This is a genomic window from Rhodococcus sp. T7 (assembly GCF_009872365.1).
GTDB lineage: Bacteria > Actinomycetota > Actinomycetes > Mycobacteriales > Mycobacteriaceae > Rhodococcus_F.
Genome location: NZ_WXYH01000276.1, coordinates 52,165 through 65,928, shown reverse-complemented (window position 1 = coordinate 65,928; position 13,764 = coordinate 52,165). Strand labels below are relative to the sequence as shown.

10 protein-coding genes and 1 pseudogene are annotated in these 13,764 nt (G+C 68.7%); 7 read left to right on the top strand and 4 right to left on the bottom strand.

Translation table 11 applies throughout. From position 1 onward, the window contains the following. Nucleotides 1-4: 4 nt before the first annotated feature. On the bottom strand, nt 5-2,536 hold the full coding sequence (locus MLGJGCBP_RS23165) for an ABC transporter permease (RefSeq protein WP_160098318.1): 2,532 nt from the start codon (nt 2,534-2,536) through the stop codon (nt 5-7). A gap of 4 nt (nt 2,537-2,540) precedes the next feature. After that, on the bottom strand, nt 2,541-3,314 hold the full coding sequence (locus tag MLGJGCBP_RS23160; protein ID WP_087558937.1) for an ABC transporter ATP-binding protein: 774 nt from the start codon (nt 3,312-3,314) through the stop codon (nt 2,541-2,543). 143 nt (nt 3,315-3,457) lie between these two features. Here MLGJGCBP_RS23160 and MLGJGCBP_RS23155 point away from each other — a divergent pair. The 5 genes and pseudogenes from MLGJGCBP_RS23155 (at nt 3,458) to MLGJGCBP_RS23135 (ending at nt 9,064) form a co-directional block, all read left to right on the top strand. Further along, nucleotides 3,458-4,376, top strand: a pseudogene (locus MLGJGCBP_RS23155) (hypothetical protein). A gap of 72 nt (nt 4,377-4,448) precedes the next feature. Then, nucleotides 4,449-6,011, top strand: a complete 1,563-nt coding sequence (locus MLGJGCBP_RS23150; RefSeq protein ID WP_160098316.1) for a long-chain-fatty-acid--CoA ligase — start codon at nt 4,449-4,451, stop codon at nt 6,009-6,011. Then, nucleotides 6,008-6,436, top strand: a complete 429-nt coding sequence (locus MLGJGCBP_RS23145) for a YchJ family protein (protein ID WP_160098314.1) — start codon at nt 6,008-6,010, stop codon at nt 6,434-6,436. The genes MLGJGCBP_RS23150 and MLGJGCBP_RS23145 overlap by 4 nt, the downstream gene beginning before the upstream one ends. A 24-nt stretch (nt 6,437-6,460) precedes the next feature. Continuing rightward, entirely contained in the window at nt 6,461-7,063 is a 603-nt protein-coding gene (locus MLGJGCBP_RS23140; protein ID WP_087558940.1) for an AMIN-like domain-containing (lipo)protein, read from the top strand. Between the two features lie 102 nt (nt 7,064-7,165). Next, nucleotides 7,166-9,064 (top strand): ABC transporter ATP-binding protein, encoded by a 1,899-nt coding sequence (locus MLGJGCBP_RS23135; protein WP_160098312.1) that lies wholly within the window; start codon nt 7,166-7,168, stop codon nt 9,062-9,064. Here the strand turns inward: MLGJGCBP_RS23135 and MLGJGCBP_RS23130 are convergent. Together MLGJGCBP_RS23130 and treS are read right to left on the bottom strand one after the other, a co-directional pair. Beyond that, a complete protein-coding gene (locus MLGJGCBP_RS23130) occupies nt 9,045-10,448 on the bottom strand; it encodes a maltokinase N-terminal cap-like domain-containing protein (protein WP_160098310.1) in 1,404 nt (467 codons plus the stop codon). The two genes, MLGJGCBP_RS23135 and MLGJGCBP_RS23130, sit on opposite strands and share 20 nt — an antisense overlap. Beyond that, nucleotides 10,445-12,301: a maltose alpha-D-glucosyltransferase gene (treS, locus tag MLGJGCBP_RS23125; protein WP_160098308.1), complete on the bottom strand. Its 1,857-nt coding sequence runs from the start codon at nt 12,299-12,301 to the stop codon at nt 10,445-10,447. The genes MLGJGCBP_RS23130 and treS overlap by 4 nt, the downstream gene beginning before the upstream one ends. 183 nt (nt 12,302-12,484) lie before the next feature. Between treS and MLGJGCBP_RS23120 the strand changes: the two genes are divergently transcribed. Together MLGJGCBP_RS23120 and MLGJGCBP_RS23115 are read left to right on the top strand one after the other, a co-directional pair. Further along, nucleotides 12,485-13,036 (top strand): DinB family protein, encoded by a 552-nt coding sequence (locus MLGJGCBP_RS23120; RefSeq protein ID WP_160098306.1) that lies wholly within the window; start codon nt 12,485-12,487, stop codon nt 13,034-13,036. Nucleotides 13,037-13,123: 87 nt separating this feature from the next. Further along, the gene (locus tag MLGJGCBP_RS23115; RefSeq protein ID WP_160098304.1) at nt 13,124-13,753 is read left to right on the top strand and encodes a hypothetical protein; all 630 of its coding nucleotides are present in this window, start codon (nt 13,124-13,126) and stop codon (nt 13,751-13,753) included. Nucleotides 13,754-13,764 lie beyond the last annotated feature (11 nt).

Below are 13,764 nucleotides of genomic sequence, written 5' to 3'. Positions count from 1 at the left end.
CGGGTCAGAGGTCGGCGATGGCCTCCAGCGGGCGGGTGCGGGCGGCGCGGCTCGCCGGCCACAGTGCCGCGAACACACCGACCACACCGGATCCGAGGAGCATCGCGACGACCTGCCCCCACGGCACCGTCACCTGGCCGAGCCCCTGGTCCTTCAGGGTGCTCACGAAGCCCCAGCCGAACGCGATGCCGAGCAGCACGCCGACGGCCGCACCGAACACCGCGATGAGCATCGACTCCAGGTAGATCGTGCGGCGCATCTGGGACCTCTGCATTCCGACCGCGCGGAGCATACCGATCTCCCGCCTGCGCTCGACCACCGACAGCGCGAGCGTGTTGATGATGCCGAGGATCGCGATCACGACGGCGAGTGCGAGCAGTCCGTAGAGGATCGCGAGGAGCGTGTCGATCTGCTGGCCCTGCGTTCCCTTGAACTGGTCGCGGTCCTGCACCTGCACCACGACGAACTGTTTGGTCGCGGATTCGAGGTCGGCGCGCAGCTGCGTCAGGTCCGCACCCGGCTTCGCGTCGATGAGCACAGCCAGATCGGGGATGGTCGCGGCCGGCATGACCTGCCGGTACACCTCGTCCGACACGAGCCAGTCGCCGACCAGCTGGTTGTCTTCGAAGACGCCGGTGACCTCGGCGTCGACGACCTTTCCGTCGGCGCTCGTCATCGGGACGGTGGTCCCCAGCGTCCAGCCCTTCTGCGCGGCCGTGGTCTGGGACACGACGAGGTGGTTGCCGGTCAGGTCGGCGCCGCCCTCGACGAGCTTGTAGTCGAGAACGCCGTCGAGGGGTCCGTCCAGCGACGCCCCCTGCTCCCGCTCGTCGTCGACCGTCACGGACACCGGGTGCAGGGCGGCGGCGCTCTGGACGTCGTCGAGGTTCCGCACGGCCCTCGCCGCGCCGCTGGGCACGCCGATCTGGTTGGGGCCGGTGAGCACGTAGTCGGCGGACACCCCCGAGTCGACGAGCTGGTTGACGCTGGCCTTCGCGGACGCGCCGAACACCCCGATGACGGATACGAGCATCAGTCCGAGTGTCAGCGCGAACGCGGTGGCGGCGGTGCGGCGGGGGTTGCGCACGGCGTTGGTGCGGGCCAGGCGCCCGACCGGGCCGAACGGCTTGGCCAGTACCGCTCCGAGCGCGCCGACGATCGGCCGGGACAATGCGGGGGCGGCGAACAGCACGGCCAGGATCAGACCGAGCGCGCCGGCACCGACGACGGCGGCCGCACCGCCACCCGTGCCCCGCGAACCGATCACGAGCCCCACCGCACCGAGGACACCGAGGACGGCACCGGCGATGGTGCGCACGTGCAGTGAGTCACCGGTGGACGCGAACTCCTCGCGCATCGCCGCGACGGGCGGCACCTTGGAGGCGCGCCGGGCGGGTGCATACGCGCTGACCGTCGTCACGAGAACGCCGACCACGAGGGCGATGAGGATCGTGCGCGGACCCACCTGCAGGGGCCCCTCGGGCAGTCCGACGTCGAACGCGTTCAGCAGGGCCCGCAGTCCGTAGGCCAGGCCGACACCGGCGGCGATTCCGATCGCGCTGCCGATGACACCGACCACGAGTGCCTCGAAGACGACGGACCGTCCCACCTGCTTGCGGCTCGCGCCGATCGCGCGGAGCAGCGCGAGTTCGCGCAGGCGCTGAGCGACGATCATCGAGAACGTGTTGTAGATGATGAACGTGCCGACGAGCAGCGCGATCGCCCCGAACGCGAGGAGGAAGTAGTTGATGAAGCTCAGCGCCTCCGTCACCTGCGCCTTGGTCTCCTCGCGCACCTCGTCGCCGGTCTGGACCTTCGCGTCGGGGAGCGCCGCGGCGATCTCGTCGCGCAGGTCGCCCTGCGACACACCCGTCCCGGCGACGTCGATGTACTCGACGTGCTTGCCGTCGGTGAACAGTTCCCGGGCCTGCGAGTCGACGAACGTCGCGCCGATGAAGCCACCGGTCTCGTTGCCGGTGTCGTAGATGCCGGAGACGGTGACGTCGATCATGCCGCGGGCGGGCACGAGGACCTTGGTGGTGTCGCCGACCGCGAGTTGCGCGCGTTCGGCGGCGCTGGCGTTGACGGCGATCTGGCCGGCCTGCGCGGGCGGGGTTCCCTGCACGTACTCGTCGGGTTCACCGAGCGCCTGACCCGGCGGCAGGTACGACTCCCCGACGCTCGGCGCACCGCCCGTCTGGACGGCGGCGCCGTCGGAGTCGATGAGGACGATCTGCCCGCTGACGGCCGGGGCCACCGCGCGCACCCCGCCCAGAGCGGAGATGGTGTCGAGATCTGCGAGGGGCACCCCGCTGGAGTTGCGCTCCTCGGGCGACACCCGCACATCGACGCCCTGCGCGGTGTTCTCGAAGATCGAATCGAACGTCTTCTGGAGAGTGTCGGTGAAAACGAAGGAACCGGCAACGAACGCGGTGCCGAGCACCACGGACAGCACCGTCAGTGCCAGCCGGACCTTGTGTGCCGCCAGGTTGCGCAGCGATACCTTGCGCATCGGCGCACCGGATGTGGACGCCATGCGGTCAGACCGCCGCGTCGGACGTGAGGGCGTGGGCGGGCTCGTCGAGTCGCTTCATCGTGTCGAGGACCGAATCGGCCGTCGGCTCACGCAATTCGTCGACGATCTTGCCGTCGGCGAGGAACACCACCCGGTCGGCGTAGGCGGCCGCGCGGGGGTCGTGGGTGACGATGACGACGGTCTGGTGGAATTCGTCCACCGCCGCGCGCAGGATCGACAGCACCTCGCCGGAGGACTTCGAGTCGAGGTTGCCGGTGGGCTCGTCGCCGAAGATGATCTCCGGCTGCCCGGCGAGGGCGCGGGCACACGCGACGCGCTGCTGCTGACCTCCGGACAACTCGCCGGGGCGGTGCTCGAGACGGTCTTTCAGGCCGAGTTTGGTCAGCACGCTCTCGAGCCACGCGGCGTCCGGCTTGCGGCCCGCGATGTCCAGCGGAAGGGTGATGTTCTCCAGCGCCGTCAGCGTCGGCACCAGGTTGAATGCCTGGAACACGAAGCCGATGCGGTCTCGTCGCAGCTGGGTCATCTGCTTGTCCGTCAGCGTCGTCAACTCGGTGTCGCCGATGAGGACGGAACCAGAACTGGCCGCGTCGAGCCCGGCCAGGCAGTGCATCAGCGTCGACTTGCCGGAACCGGACGGTCCCATGATCGCGGTGAACTCACCACGGGCGAACTCCGCGGATACCGCGCTGAGCGCGTGGACCTGGGTGTCGCCGGTGCCGTACGTCTTGGACAGCTCGACAGCACGGGCAGCGACAGCGGGGGCATGCGTGCTCATGATCGCCTTTCGTCATTCTCTTGTAGCGGTCCGGCCCCGTGGTGACGGGCCGGGACGGTGCACGCGCGGCGCACTCCTCCATCTTGTCGACACCCGCGGCGGCACGCCATCAGGGACCACCCTGATCTCGAGTCCGAGAGGACGTGATCCCGGACACGGCGACCCGGCCGGAAACGCCCACGACGGAAGTGCCGAACTGGGAGAATTCCGGTATCGCCGGTGCGAAGGAGAGCCCTCATGGCCATCGAACCCCCCAAACCCCGGGCAGGATCGCGTTTCGTCGACGCGTTCCTCCAATCACCGTTCGCCGGCCTGGCGCCGTGGATCGTGATGTCGCTGCTGTCCGGCCCCGGGCGGTTCGAGGAATCGGTCGCCACCGCTCTCGGGTTGTCGATCCTGTTCCTGTTCCTCAGCCACCGCCGCGGCGGAAGCCTCAAACCCATGGAAGTGTTCGACATCGTCTATTTCGGCTGCCTCGCCGCGATCGGCCTGTTCGCCTCCGACAGCCTGATCACGTGGCTGGAGAAGTGGTCGGGCGAGATGTCGAGTCTGGCGCTCGTCGCGTTCGCGTTCGGCTCGCTGTTGCTGCGCAATCCGTTCACCCTGCCGTACGCGAAAGAGACTACGCCCGAGGAATATTGGACCTCCCCTCTGTTCCTGAAAGTCAACCAGCTCATCACCCTGGTGTGGGCGCTGTCCTTCACGGTGTCGGCGGCATCCGGACTGTACGGCGACCTCGTCCTCGATCAGCCGGACAATTTCTGGACGGGCTGGATCATTCCGATCGGGGCATTGCTGTTCGCGCTGTCGTTCACCGAGTGGTACCCGGACGTGGCGAGCGCGCAGGCGCCGCGGGAACCCGGGGAGCCGGAAGAGGTGGCTCCGCCGCTCGTCAAACTGTTCGACTTCCTGCCGCCGTACCTGATCGGCGTGGGGATCGCGATGCTCGTCACCGACAACGATCCCGACTGGCTGGGCATCACCCTGATCGTGGTCGGCGCCCTCGGCAGTGCGGCGTTGCGGCGGGCGGGCACGCAGAGCCGAAGCAGTTCGACCGCATGAGGCAAAACGTCACTGATCGGAGCACCGGCCACTAGCCTGATGTGACTGACGTCACAGACGAGAGGTGGGCGCATGTCGGACGCCGAGAACGAGGTCATCTTCGACCGACTCGCGCACTGGGCGCAGGTTCGACCGGACGACGCCGCCGTGCAGTTCCAGGGGGCCGAGTACACGTGGTCCGGGTGGCACGACCGGATCCTGCACGTCGCGGGGGCGTTGGCGGAGGGCGGAATCGGGGCGGGCGACACGGTCGCGTTCGTCGACAAGAATCACCTGTCCTGCCTCGAGGTCACCTACGCCGCCTCCCTCCTCGGCGCGGCGGCCGCTGTGCCCAACTGGCGACTGGCCGGCGAGGAACTCGACTACGTGATCAACGACTGCAAGGCTCGAATCCTGTTCGTGGGCAACGAGTTTCTCCAGCAGGTCATGGCATTGCGGGACCGGCTGACCGGCATCGAGCAGATCATCACCGTCGGCGGGGAGCACGACGAGTTCGAGCCGTGGCTCGCCGAGGCGTCCGTCCTGTCGTCGAGGCCGGAGGTGGCCGCCGACGCCACCGCGCTGATCCTGTACAGCTCGGGAACCACCGGCAGGCCCAAGGGTGTTCAGCTGACGCACCGCAACCTGATCGCGCACAGCGTCGCGGTGCTCGACATCCTGCCTGCACGGCACGACGACTGTCTGCTCGTCGCCATGCCGCTGTTCCACGTCGGCGGGAGTTGCTACGCCATCATGGGGGTGCACGCCGGCGCCCGCTGCCATTTCACGAGGGAGGCCGACGCCCCGTCGCTGTTCGGCGCGCTCGCGGCCGGTGCGAACATCGCGTTCCTCGTACCCCCGGTGATCGCCGGAGTGCTCGCCGCGGGCGAGCAGGCCGTGGCCGCGTTCGGCGCGCTGCACCGCATCACGTACGGCGCGGCCCCGATGCCGCTGCCGTTGCTGCGCAGCGCACTCGCCGCCTGGCCGAACGCGGAATTCGTCCAGGTGTACGGAATGACCGAGTGCGCGGGGGTCGTCACCGCACTCCTGCCGGACGTGCATCGCGACGAGGCGCAGGAGGCGAGGATGGCGTCGGCGGGGCAGCCCATTCCCGGTGTGGAGATGCGCATCGTGGACCCGGCCACCGCCGAGGACGTCGCCACCGGTGAGACCGGGGAGTTGTGGTGGCGGTCGGACCAGCGCACGCCCGGCTATCTCGGCAAGCCCGAGGCGACGGCGGAGGCGATCACCGCGGACGGGTGGTTGCGCAGCGGCGACATGGGCCGCGCGGACGCCGACGGTTTCGTGTTCATCGAGGACCGGCTGAAGGACATGATCATCACCGGCGGCGAGAACGTGTACTCCCCGGAGATCGAGCGGGTCCTCGTCGAACACCCGGCGGTGGCGGAGGTGGCGGTGATCGGCGTGCCCGACGACCACTGGGGTGAGACTGTCAAGGCCGTCGTGGTGCCGGTGACCGGAAGCAGCATCGAACCGGACGAACTGATCCACTACACTCGTCAGCGCCTGGCGAAGTTCAAGTGCCCGACGACGGTCGACGTCGTCGACCTGCTGCCGCGCAACCCCACCGGCAAGATCCTGAAGCGGGAACTCCGGGCGCCGTACTGGAAGGACCGCACCCACAAGCTCGTGTGAGCTCGGTCCATACTGGGACCGTGACCGTTCGATGCCCCTGCCTGCTCGGTGAACCCTACGACGAGTGCTGCGGGAGGTATCACCGCGGCGAGGCGAAGGCGCCCACGGCCGAGCGCCTGATGCGATCCCGGTTCAGCGCATTCGCGGTCCTGGACGCCGACTATCTCATCGCGACGTGGCATCCGAGCACGCGGCCCGCGGATCTGGACCTCGATCCGGAGCAGCGCTGGACCCGCCTCGACATCCTGGGGACGACCGGCGGCGGTCTGCTCGACAGCACCGGCACCGTCGAGTTCCGTGCCCACTACGTACTGGACGGCCACCGCGAATCGCTGCACGAGAACAGCCGATTCGTCCGTGAGGACGGCGACTGGCTGTACCTGGACGCGATCGCGACGCCACGCCCGGGGCTCCCGCGTCTCTGATCGGCCCCGGCTTACGATCGGATCATGATCAACCACCGGATCGGTCCCTTCGCCGCGTTCGCCGCCTGCGCGCTGGCCCTGACGCTCACCGGATGCTCGGAGTCGAACTCCGCCAGCAGTGTGGCTGCGACGTCGCCTGCCGCCGCGGCCACCACCAGCAGCGCACTCGAATCCGAGTCGGCACCGATCCCGACCGACGCGGCGCCGAAGTCGTCCGCGGCGTCCGAGTCCGCGAAGCTCACCGTCACCGACGTCCGCGTCGGCGGGCACGAGGGATTCGACCGCGTGGTGTACGAACTCGGCGGCAAGGGCACCCCCGGCTGGCGGGTCGGATACGTGGACCAGGCCGTGCAGGACGGCAGCGGCAAGACGATCCCGGTGGCGGGCAACGGCATCCTGCAGGTGCAGATCGACGGCTCGGCGTACCCGTTCGACAGCGACGTGGAGGGCTACTCGGGCCCCAACCCGGTGCCCGGTGTTCCCGGCGGCACGGTGACCGAGGTCAACGGTGCGCTCGTGTTCGAAGGCGTCACCCAGTCGTTCATCGGCGTGACCGCACCCGGCCGTCCGTTCACGGTGTCCACCCTGTCCGATCCGACGCGGGTGGTCGTCGACGTCGCGAAGTGACGCTTCCCGCGCCCGCGACTTGACCTCGAGTAAAGTTGAGGTTCTACGGTCGTGTCATACCCCGGCTCTACCGTGGGGGGACAGCGACAGGAGGCCGCCGGCATGAGCATGGAAGTCACGGCGTGGAACGCCATGTACAACGCGATGCACGCCCAGGAGGATCGACGCCCCTTCTCCCGGACGACGTTGCGGCGGATCGCCCGTTTCGCCCGCCCGCACCGCCGCAACCTCGCGTGGTACCTGCTGCTCAGCGTCGTCACGGCCGCGCTGGCCGTGGCCACCCCGGTGCTGGCGGGCCGCGTCGTCAACGCCATCGTCGGCGGCGACGCGGTGTCCGTGATCGTGCGTCTCGCGGCGCTCATCGCGGTCATCGCCGTCCTCGAATCCGCACTCGCGCTGTGGACGCGGTGGTTGTCGGCGAGCATCGGCGAGGACCTGATCCTCGACCTGCGCACCGCCGTGTTCGACCACGTGCAGCGGATGCCGATCGCCTTCTTCACCCGCACCCGCACCGGCGCGCTGGTCAGCCGCCTCAACAACGACGTGATCGGTGCGCAGCGCGCGTTCAGCGACACCCTGTCGGGTGTGGTGTCCAACCTGGTCACGCTCGGCATCACGCTGATCGTGATGATCGGGATCTCCTGGCAGATCACGCTGTGCGCACTGCTGCTGCTGCCGATCTTCGTCCTGCCCGCCCGCACGATGGGCGCGCGGCTCGCACAACTCAATCGTGAGGCGGCCAACCACAACTCGGTGATGAGCACGCAGATGACGGAGCGGTTCTCGGCGCCGGGCGCCACCCTCGTCAAACTGTTCGGCCGCCCCTCCGAGGAGTCCGCCGAGTTCGCGGTCCGTGCGCGGCGAGTGCGGAACATCGGCGTCCGCACCGCCATGCTGCAGTCGGTGTTCGTCACCGCGCTCACCCTCGTCTCGGCGCTCGCGCTGGCCCTCGTCTACGGGCTCGGCGGGTTCTACGCACTGCGCGGACAACTCGACGCGGGAGCGGTCGTCGCGATGGCGATGCTGCTCACCCGCCTGTACTCGCCCCTCACCGCACTGGCCAGCGCACGCATGGACGTGATGAGCGCGCTGGTGAGCTTCGAGCGCGTCTTCGAGGTCCTCGACCTGAAGCCGCTGATCGCGGAGAAGCCCGACGCCGTCGCGGTGCCCGAGGGCCCGGTGTCGGTGGAGTTCGACTCCGTGGAGTTCGCGTATCCCTCGGCCGACAAGGTGTCGCTGGCGTCGCTCGAAGAGGTCGCGACCCTCGACACCCGTGGCGGCGTCGACGTGCTGCACCGACTGTCGTTCCGCGCCGAACCCGGGCAGATGGTCGCCCTGGTGGGATCGTCCGGGGCCGGCAAGTCCACCATCGCCCAACTGGTTCCCCGGCTCTACGACGCGGACGCGGGCTCGGTGAAACTCGGCGGGATCGACGTGCGAGACCTGACCGCCGACTCCGTGCGGGCCACCGTCGGAATGGTGACCCAGGACGGGCATCTTTTCCACGAGACCGTGCGGGCCAACCTCCTGCTCGCCCGCCCCGGCGCCACACCGGCAGAACTCGCCGAGGTCCTGGAACGCGCGCGGCTCACCGACCTCGTCGCCGCCCTTCCCGACGGCCTCGACACGGTGGTCGGTGAACGCGGCTACCGGTTGTCCGGCGGCGAACGCCAGCGGCTGACCATCGCCCGACTGCTGCTCGCGCATCCGAGGGTCGTCATCCTCGACGAAGCGACGGCGCACCTCGACTCCACGTCCGAGGCCGCCGTGCAGGAGGCGCTGGGCGAGGCCCTCACCGGCCGCACCGCGGTGGTGATCGCCCACCGGTTGTCGACCGTGCGCGCGGCCGATCTGATCCTCGTGGTCGAGGCCGGGCGCATCGTCGAACGCGGCACGCACTCCGAACTGCTCGCCGCCGGCGGCCGGTACGAAGAGCTGTACCGCACTCAGTTCGACACGGGCACGGTCTCGTCCCCGGCTCTCACCGAGGTGCTGCGGTGAGTCTGCGAATCGCGGAGAGGGGCAAGCCGATCCACTTCGGGCGGTTTCTCGCCTCGTACACCGTCTCGTACACCGCCTTGTCGAGTTCGTAGGCCCGGAGCAACGCCGCCGCCTCCCGCGGATCGGTGCCCGACACCGAGGCATAGCCCTCGCAGAACGCGTCGGCGTTGCGCTGGGCCCACTCCCTCGCCCGGAAGTCCCGCTGCGACGCCGCCCCCATCGCCCCCATCGGCACCGAATCGGCCAGCAGGTGGTGGGCGGCGTAGTCGAAGGACCGCAACATTCCCGCGACGTCCCGCAACGGACTGTCCCGTTCCCGGCGCTCGTCGAGCGTCTTGGCGGGCTCCCCCTCGAAGTCGATGAGCAGCCACCGCTCCGGTGTCCGCAGTACCTGACCGAGATGCAGGTCCCCGTGAATCCGCTGGACGGCGGTGGCACCCAGCGCTTCCGCCTCGGCGAACTTGTCCCGCACCGCGGCGGCCACCTCCCCCAGTTCCGGAACGATCGCGGTGGCGGCGTCCAGCCTCCGGGTCATCGCCTCCACCGTCGTCGACGCGACCTGCCGCTCCTCCGCACCCAGCGCACCCGCCAGCGTCGCGTGCACCTCGGCGACGGCGGCGCCCATGCGATGGGACTCACCGGCGAAGTCCGTCCCCAACTCCGCGGCGTGGAGATCCGCCTCGATCAGGAGGTCGCGGACGCTGCCGAGCGCCATGCTCCACCCGTCCGCCGAGTTGGCCTCGAAGTCCTGCACCATCGCGAGCGTGGTCAGAATCCCGGCCACGTCCGTCTCCATCCACGCCCGCAGCGTGGCCACGTATTCACTGCCCGCGCCGGCGAGCGCCAGATGGAGTTCCACATCGGGATTCACCCCCGGGGTGACCAGGCGGAAGATCTTCATCAGCAACTTCTCCCCCAGCACCACCGACGTGTTCGACTGCTCGGCGCCGAGCGTCCGCCCGCGCAGTCCCGGCTCGATCACCGTGCCCGGCACGGTCTTCAGCTGCACCGGCCCGGAACTCTGCGCCTCGGCCAGCAGGTCCGCGTACAGGGTGATGACCTCGGCGTCGTGCAGTCCGTCGTACGCGATCATGGCGTTGCCCTCGCGGTCGGGCAACGCCCACGGTTCGAGGTCCTCGGGCAGATGACTGCGGAACCCGAGCGGCACCTGGTACACCTGCGCCGGGCCCGCTTCGAACTCCACCGACACCAGCAGGTGCTCGGCGGAGAACCCGAAGACCGACGTCAGCTCGTGGCGGAGCAGGATCCGCACCGCCGAGATGGTGTTGCCCTTCGCGGCGAACCACCGCCGGTCCGGCAGCCACCGGACGAGTTGCCGCTCGAGGGTCTCGTCGGGAATGCGTCCACTGGTGGGTTCGTTCACTGCTGCACCGCCTGTTCCGCTTCACTGCTGACCGGATGTCCGCTCACCGCGCCGTCGGATTTGGGATCCGGTTGCAGCGCGAACCAGAAGAAACCGTGACCGGGCAGCGTGATCATGTACCCGTCGTCCCCGATCGTGGGAAAGGGAACGGAGCCGGTGAGCTCCACGGGGATTCGGCCGGAGAACTGGGTGAGGTCCAGTATCACCGCCTGCGGGAACCGGGACAGGTTGTTGACGCACAGGATGACGTCACTGTACGGGCGGTCCTCGCTCGGCGGGGTCTCCCGTACATATGACAGGACGGCCGGGTTCGCGCTGCCGAGTTCCGTGAACGAGGCCGTCCCGAACGCCGGGTGCTGTTTGCGGACCTGGATCAGCCTGCGGGTCCAGTGCAGCAACGAGTTGGTCGAGTTCATCTGCGCCTCGACGTTCACCGACTGATAGCCGTACGTGGGATCCATGATGACCGGCAGGTACATTCGCGCCGGGTCGGCGCGGGAGAATCCTGCGTTTCGGTCGGGCGTCCACTGCATCGGCGTCCGCACCGAGTCCCGGTCGCCGAGCCAGATGTTGTCGCCCATGCCGATCTCGTCACCGTAGTAGAGGACGGGCGAACCCGGCAGGCTCAGCAGCAACGCGGTGAACAGCTCCAGCTGGTTGCGGTCGTTCTCGAGCAGCGGCGCGAGGCGTCGCCGGATGCCGATGTTCGCCTTCATCCGCGGGTCCTGGGCGTACTCGGAATACATGTAGTCACGCTCCTCGTCCGACACCATTTCGAGCGTCAACTCGTCGTGGTTCCGGAGGAAGATTCCCCATTGGCACGAACTCGGAATCGGCGGGGTCTGCGCGAGGATCTCGGAGATCGGAAAACGGTTCTGCCGCCGCACCGCCATGAAGATGCGCGGCATCAGCGGGAAGTGGAACGCCATGTGGCATTCGTCCCCGATGTCCGGCTCCCCGAAGTACTCGACGACGTCCGACGGCCACTGGTTGGCTTCGGCGAGCAGCGCCCGCCCCGGGTACTCGGCGTCCATGACGGCCCTGCACCGCTTGAGGAAGGCGTGGGTCTCGGGCAGGTTCTCGCAGTTGGTGCCGTCCCGCTCGAACAGGTAGGGCACCGCGTCCAGCCGGAAACCGTCGATTCCGAGGTCCAGCCAGAACCGCAGCACGTCGATCATCGCGTCCTGGACGTCGGGATTGTCGTAGTTCAGATCCGGCTGATGGGAGAAGAAGCGGTGCCAGTAGTACTGCTTGCGCACCGGATCCCACGTCCAGTTGGATGTCTCCGTGTCGACGAAGATGATGCGCGCGTCCGGATACCCTTCGTCGCCGTCGGACCAGACGTAGAAGTCGCCGTACGGACCGTCGGGGTCGTTGCGCGACTCCTGGAACCAGGCATGAGTGTCGGAGGTGTGGTTCATGACCAGGTCGGTGATGACCCTGATCCCGCGGCGGTGCGCCTGGTCGAAGAGCTGGACGAAGTCCTCGACCGTCCCGAACTCCGGCAGCACGGCACGGAAGTCGCGGATGTCGTAGCCGCCGTCGCGGAGCGGTGAGTCATAGAACGGCGGCAGCCACAGACAGTCCACGCCGAGCCAGGACAGGTAGTCGAGTTTCGACGTCAGCCCCCGGAGATCGCCCGTTCCGTCGCCCGAGGAGTCGAAGAACGCGCGGACCAGAACCTCGTAGAACACCGCGGTCTTGAACCACTCGTTGTCGACCTGCAGTTCTCTGGCGTGGAAGAAGTCCTCGGACCGGGCCTCGATGATGTGGCCTTCCAGGTCGTGCTCCGGCGGGGCGGCACCCTCACGCGACGGGTCGGCGTGGGCGGACGACGAATCTTCCAGGGGCATAAGCACCTCGGCTTGCGACTCGATCACAGGAACAGGGACGTTCACGGACACTTGTGTCGATCGTAGGGCGGGTCCGCCCGCGCCGCTGGGAACGCGCCCAGCCGGACACCCGGCCCGCCGAAGATCCCGGCAACTCCCCGATCGAGGACAGTAGGTGTCCGCTATCCGCGCCACACTGAATGCATGAACGAGACACCCAGCACCCCGGCCCTCATTTCCGACGAGCGCGGACTCCTGCTCCTCATGCTGGACAACCAGCGCACCGCGTTCCGCAACGCGGTGTCCGGACTGACCGAGGAGCAGGTCCGCAGCGTGCCCAGCGCCAGCGAGATGAGTCTGGCGTCCGTCCTCAAACACGTCATCGACGGCGAAGAGGCGATGACCGCGCGCATCACCGGAACCCCGCGCGGCGGCGGCGACGATCCGGTGGCCGCGTGGATGGCGGCATGGAACGTCGCCGAGGACGAGACCGTCGACGTCCTCCTCGCCCGCTTCGACGCGGCCCAGCGCGCCACCGAGGCCGCGGTCGCCGCTGAAACCGACCTGGACCGCGACGTCGACCTGCCCGCCGACGTGGCGCAGTGGATGACGTCGGGCGTCGTGTTCACGGTCCGCTACATGCTGCTGCACCAGATCGAGGAACTCGCCCGGCACGCCGGTCACGCCGACGTGATCCGGCAGTCCCTCGACGGCGCGCGGGCCGATACGCTGGCCGGCGGCGGCAGCTGGTCCTGACTGTTTCCCCGCTGTCGGGTAAATTCTCCGCTCGGGCGGCGCTGCAGAGCTGCCCGGACGAGACAATGAGGAGTTCAGGTGGACGGTATGAGCGTGATGCGACGCACGATCGCGGTGGCAACGGTCGGTATCGCGGCTTTCGGCCTCGCGGGCACGGCAGCGGCAGACCCGGCCACCCCCGACGTCCCCGGACTCGCCGAACTCCGCACCCAGGCCGACAAGCCCGAGGAGAAGGCCGCGGTCGAGGCGCTGGCCACGTCGACCGTGCTGCGTGACGTCGCGGGCGAGAACACACCGTTCTTCTACACCGCACCGACCGTGGGATGCGGCACCGTCGCCCCGGTCACGCTGACGCTGGCGTCGGGCACCACCGGGCCGACCGCCGAGGTGAAGGCACACGAGATCAGCTTCCAGGCCCTCTCCGCCTATCCCGGTGTCGTGAGGTCGTCGGGACTGAACGTCGCGTGGATCAACACGAGCACCGGGGGCAGCGGCATCCTGCCCCTCGACGGGCTCACGGCAGACGGCTACCCCGCGCTGAACAAGGTCGTGGCGACGGGCGCGGGCACCGTCGTGGCATCGATCTTCGGCACCGTCGACTACACCAGCGCGACCTGCTATGTGCTGCCGACCGTCGGTTCGTTCTTCGTTCCCGAGGAGGGCCCGCTGCCTGCCGAGGCGGCACAGCCCGCCCCGGCTCCCGCTCCCCCGGCGTAACCGCCGGAGAC

Excerpts from the sequence above, each read along its gene's own strand:
- MLGJGCBP_RS23165 (WP_160098318.1), bottom strand. The coding sequence starts at position 2,536 with ATGGCGTCCACATCCGGTGCGCCGATGCGCAAGGTATCGCTGCGCAAC.
- MLGJGCBP_RS23160 (WP_087558937.1), bottom strand. The coding sequence starts at position 3,314 with ATGAGCACGCATGCCCCCGCTGTCGCTGCCCGTGCTGTCGAGCTGTCC.
- MLGJGCBP_RS23150 (WP_160098316.1), top strand. The coding sequence starts at position 4,449 with ATGTCGGACGCCGAGAACGAGGTCATCTTCGACCGACTCGCGCACTGG.
- MLGJGCBP_RS23140 (WP_087558940.1), top strand. The coding sequence starts at position 6,461 with ATGATCAACCACCGGATCGGTCCCTTCGCCGCGTTCGCCGCCTGCGCG.
- MLGJGCBP_RS23135 (WP_160098312.1), top strand. The coding sequence starts at position 7,166 with ATGAGCATGGAAGTCACGGCGTGGAACGCCATGTACAACGCGATGCAC.
- treS (WP_160098308.1), bottom strand. The coding sequence starts at position 12,301 with ATGCCCCTGGAAGATTCGTCGTCCGCCCACGCCGACCCGTCGCGTGAG.
- MLGJGCBP_RS23120 (WP_160098306.1), top strand. The coding sequence starts at position 12,485 with ATGAACGAGACACCCAGCACCCCGGCCCTCATTTCCGACGAGCGCGGA.
- MLGJGCBP_RS23115 (WP_160098304.1), top strand. The coding sequence starts at position 13,124 with ATGAGCGTGATGCGACGCACGATCGCGGTGGCAACGGTCGGTATCGCG.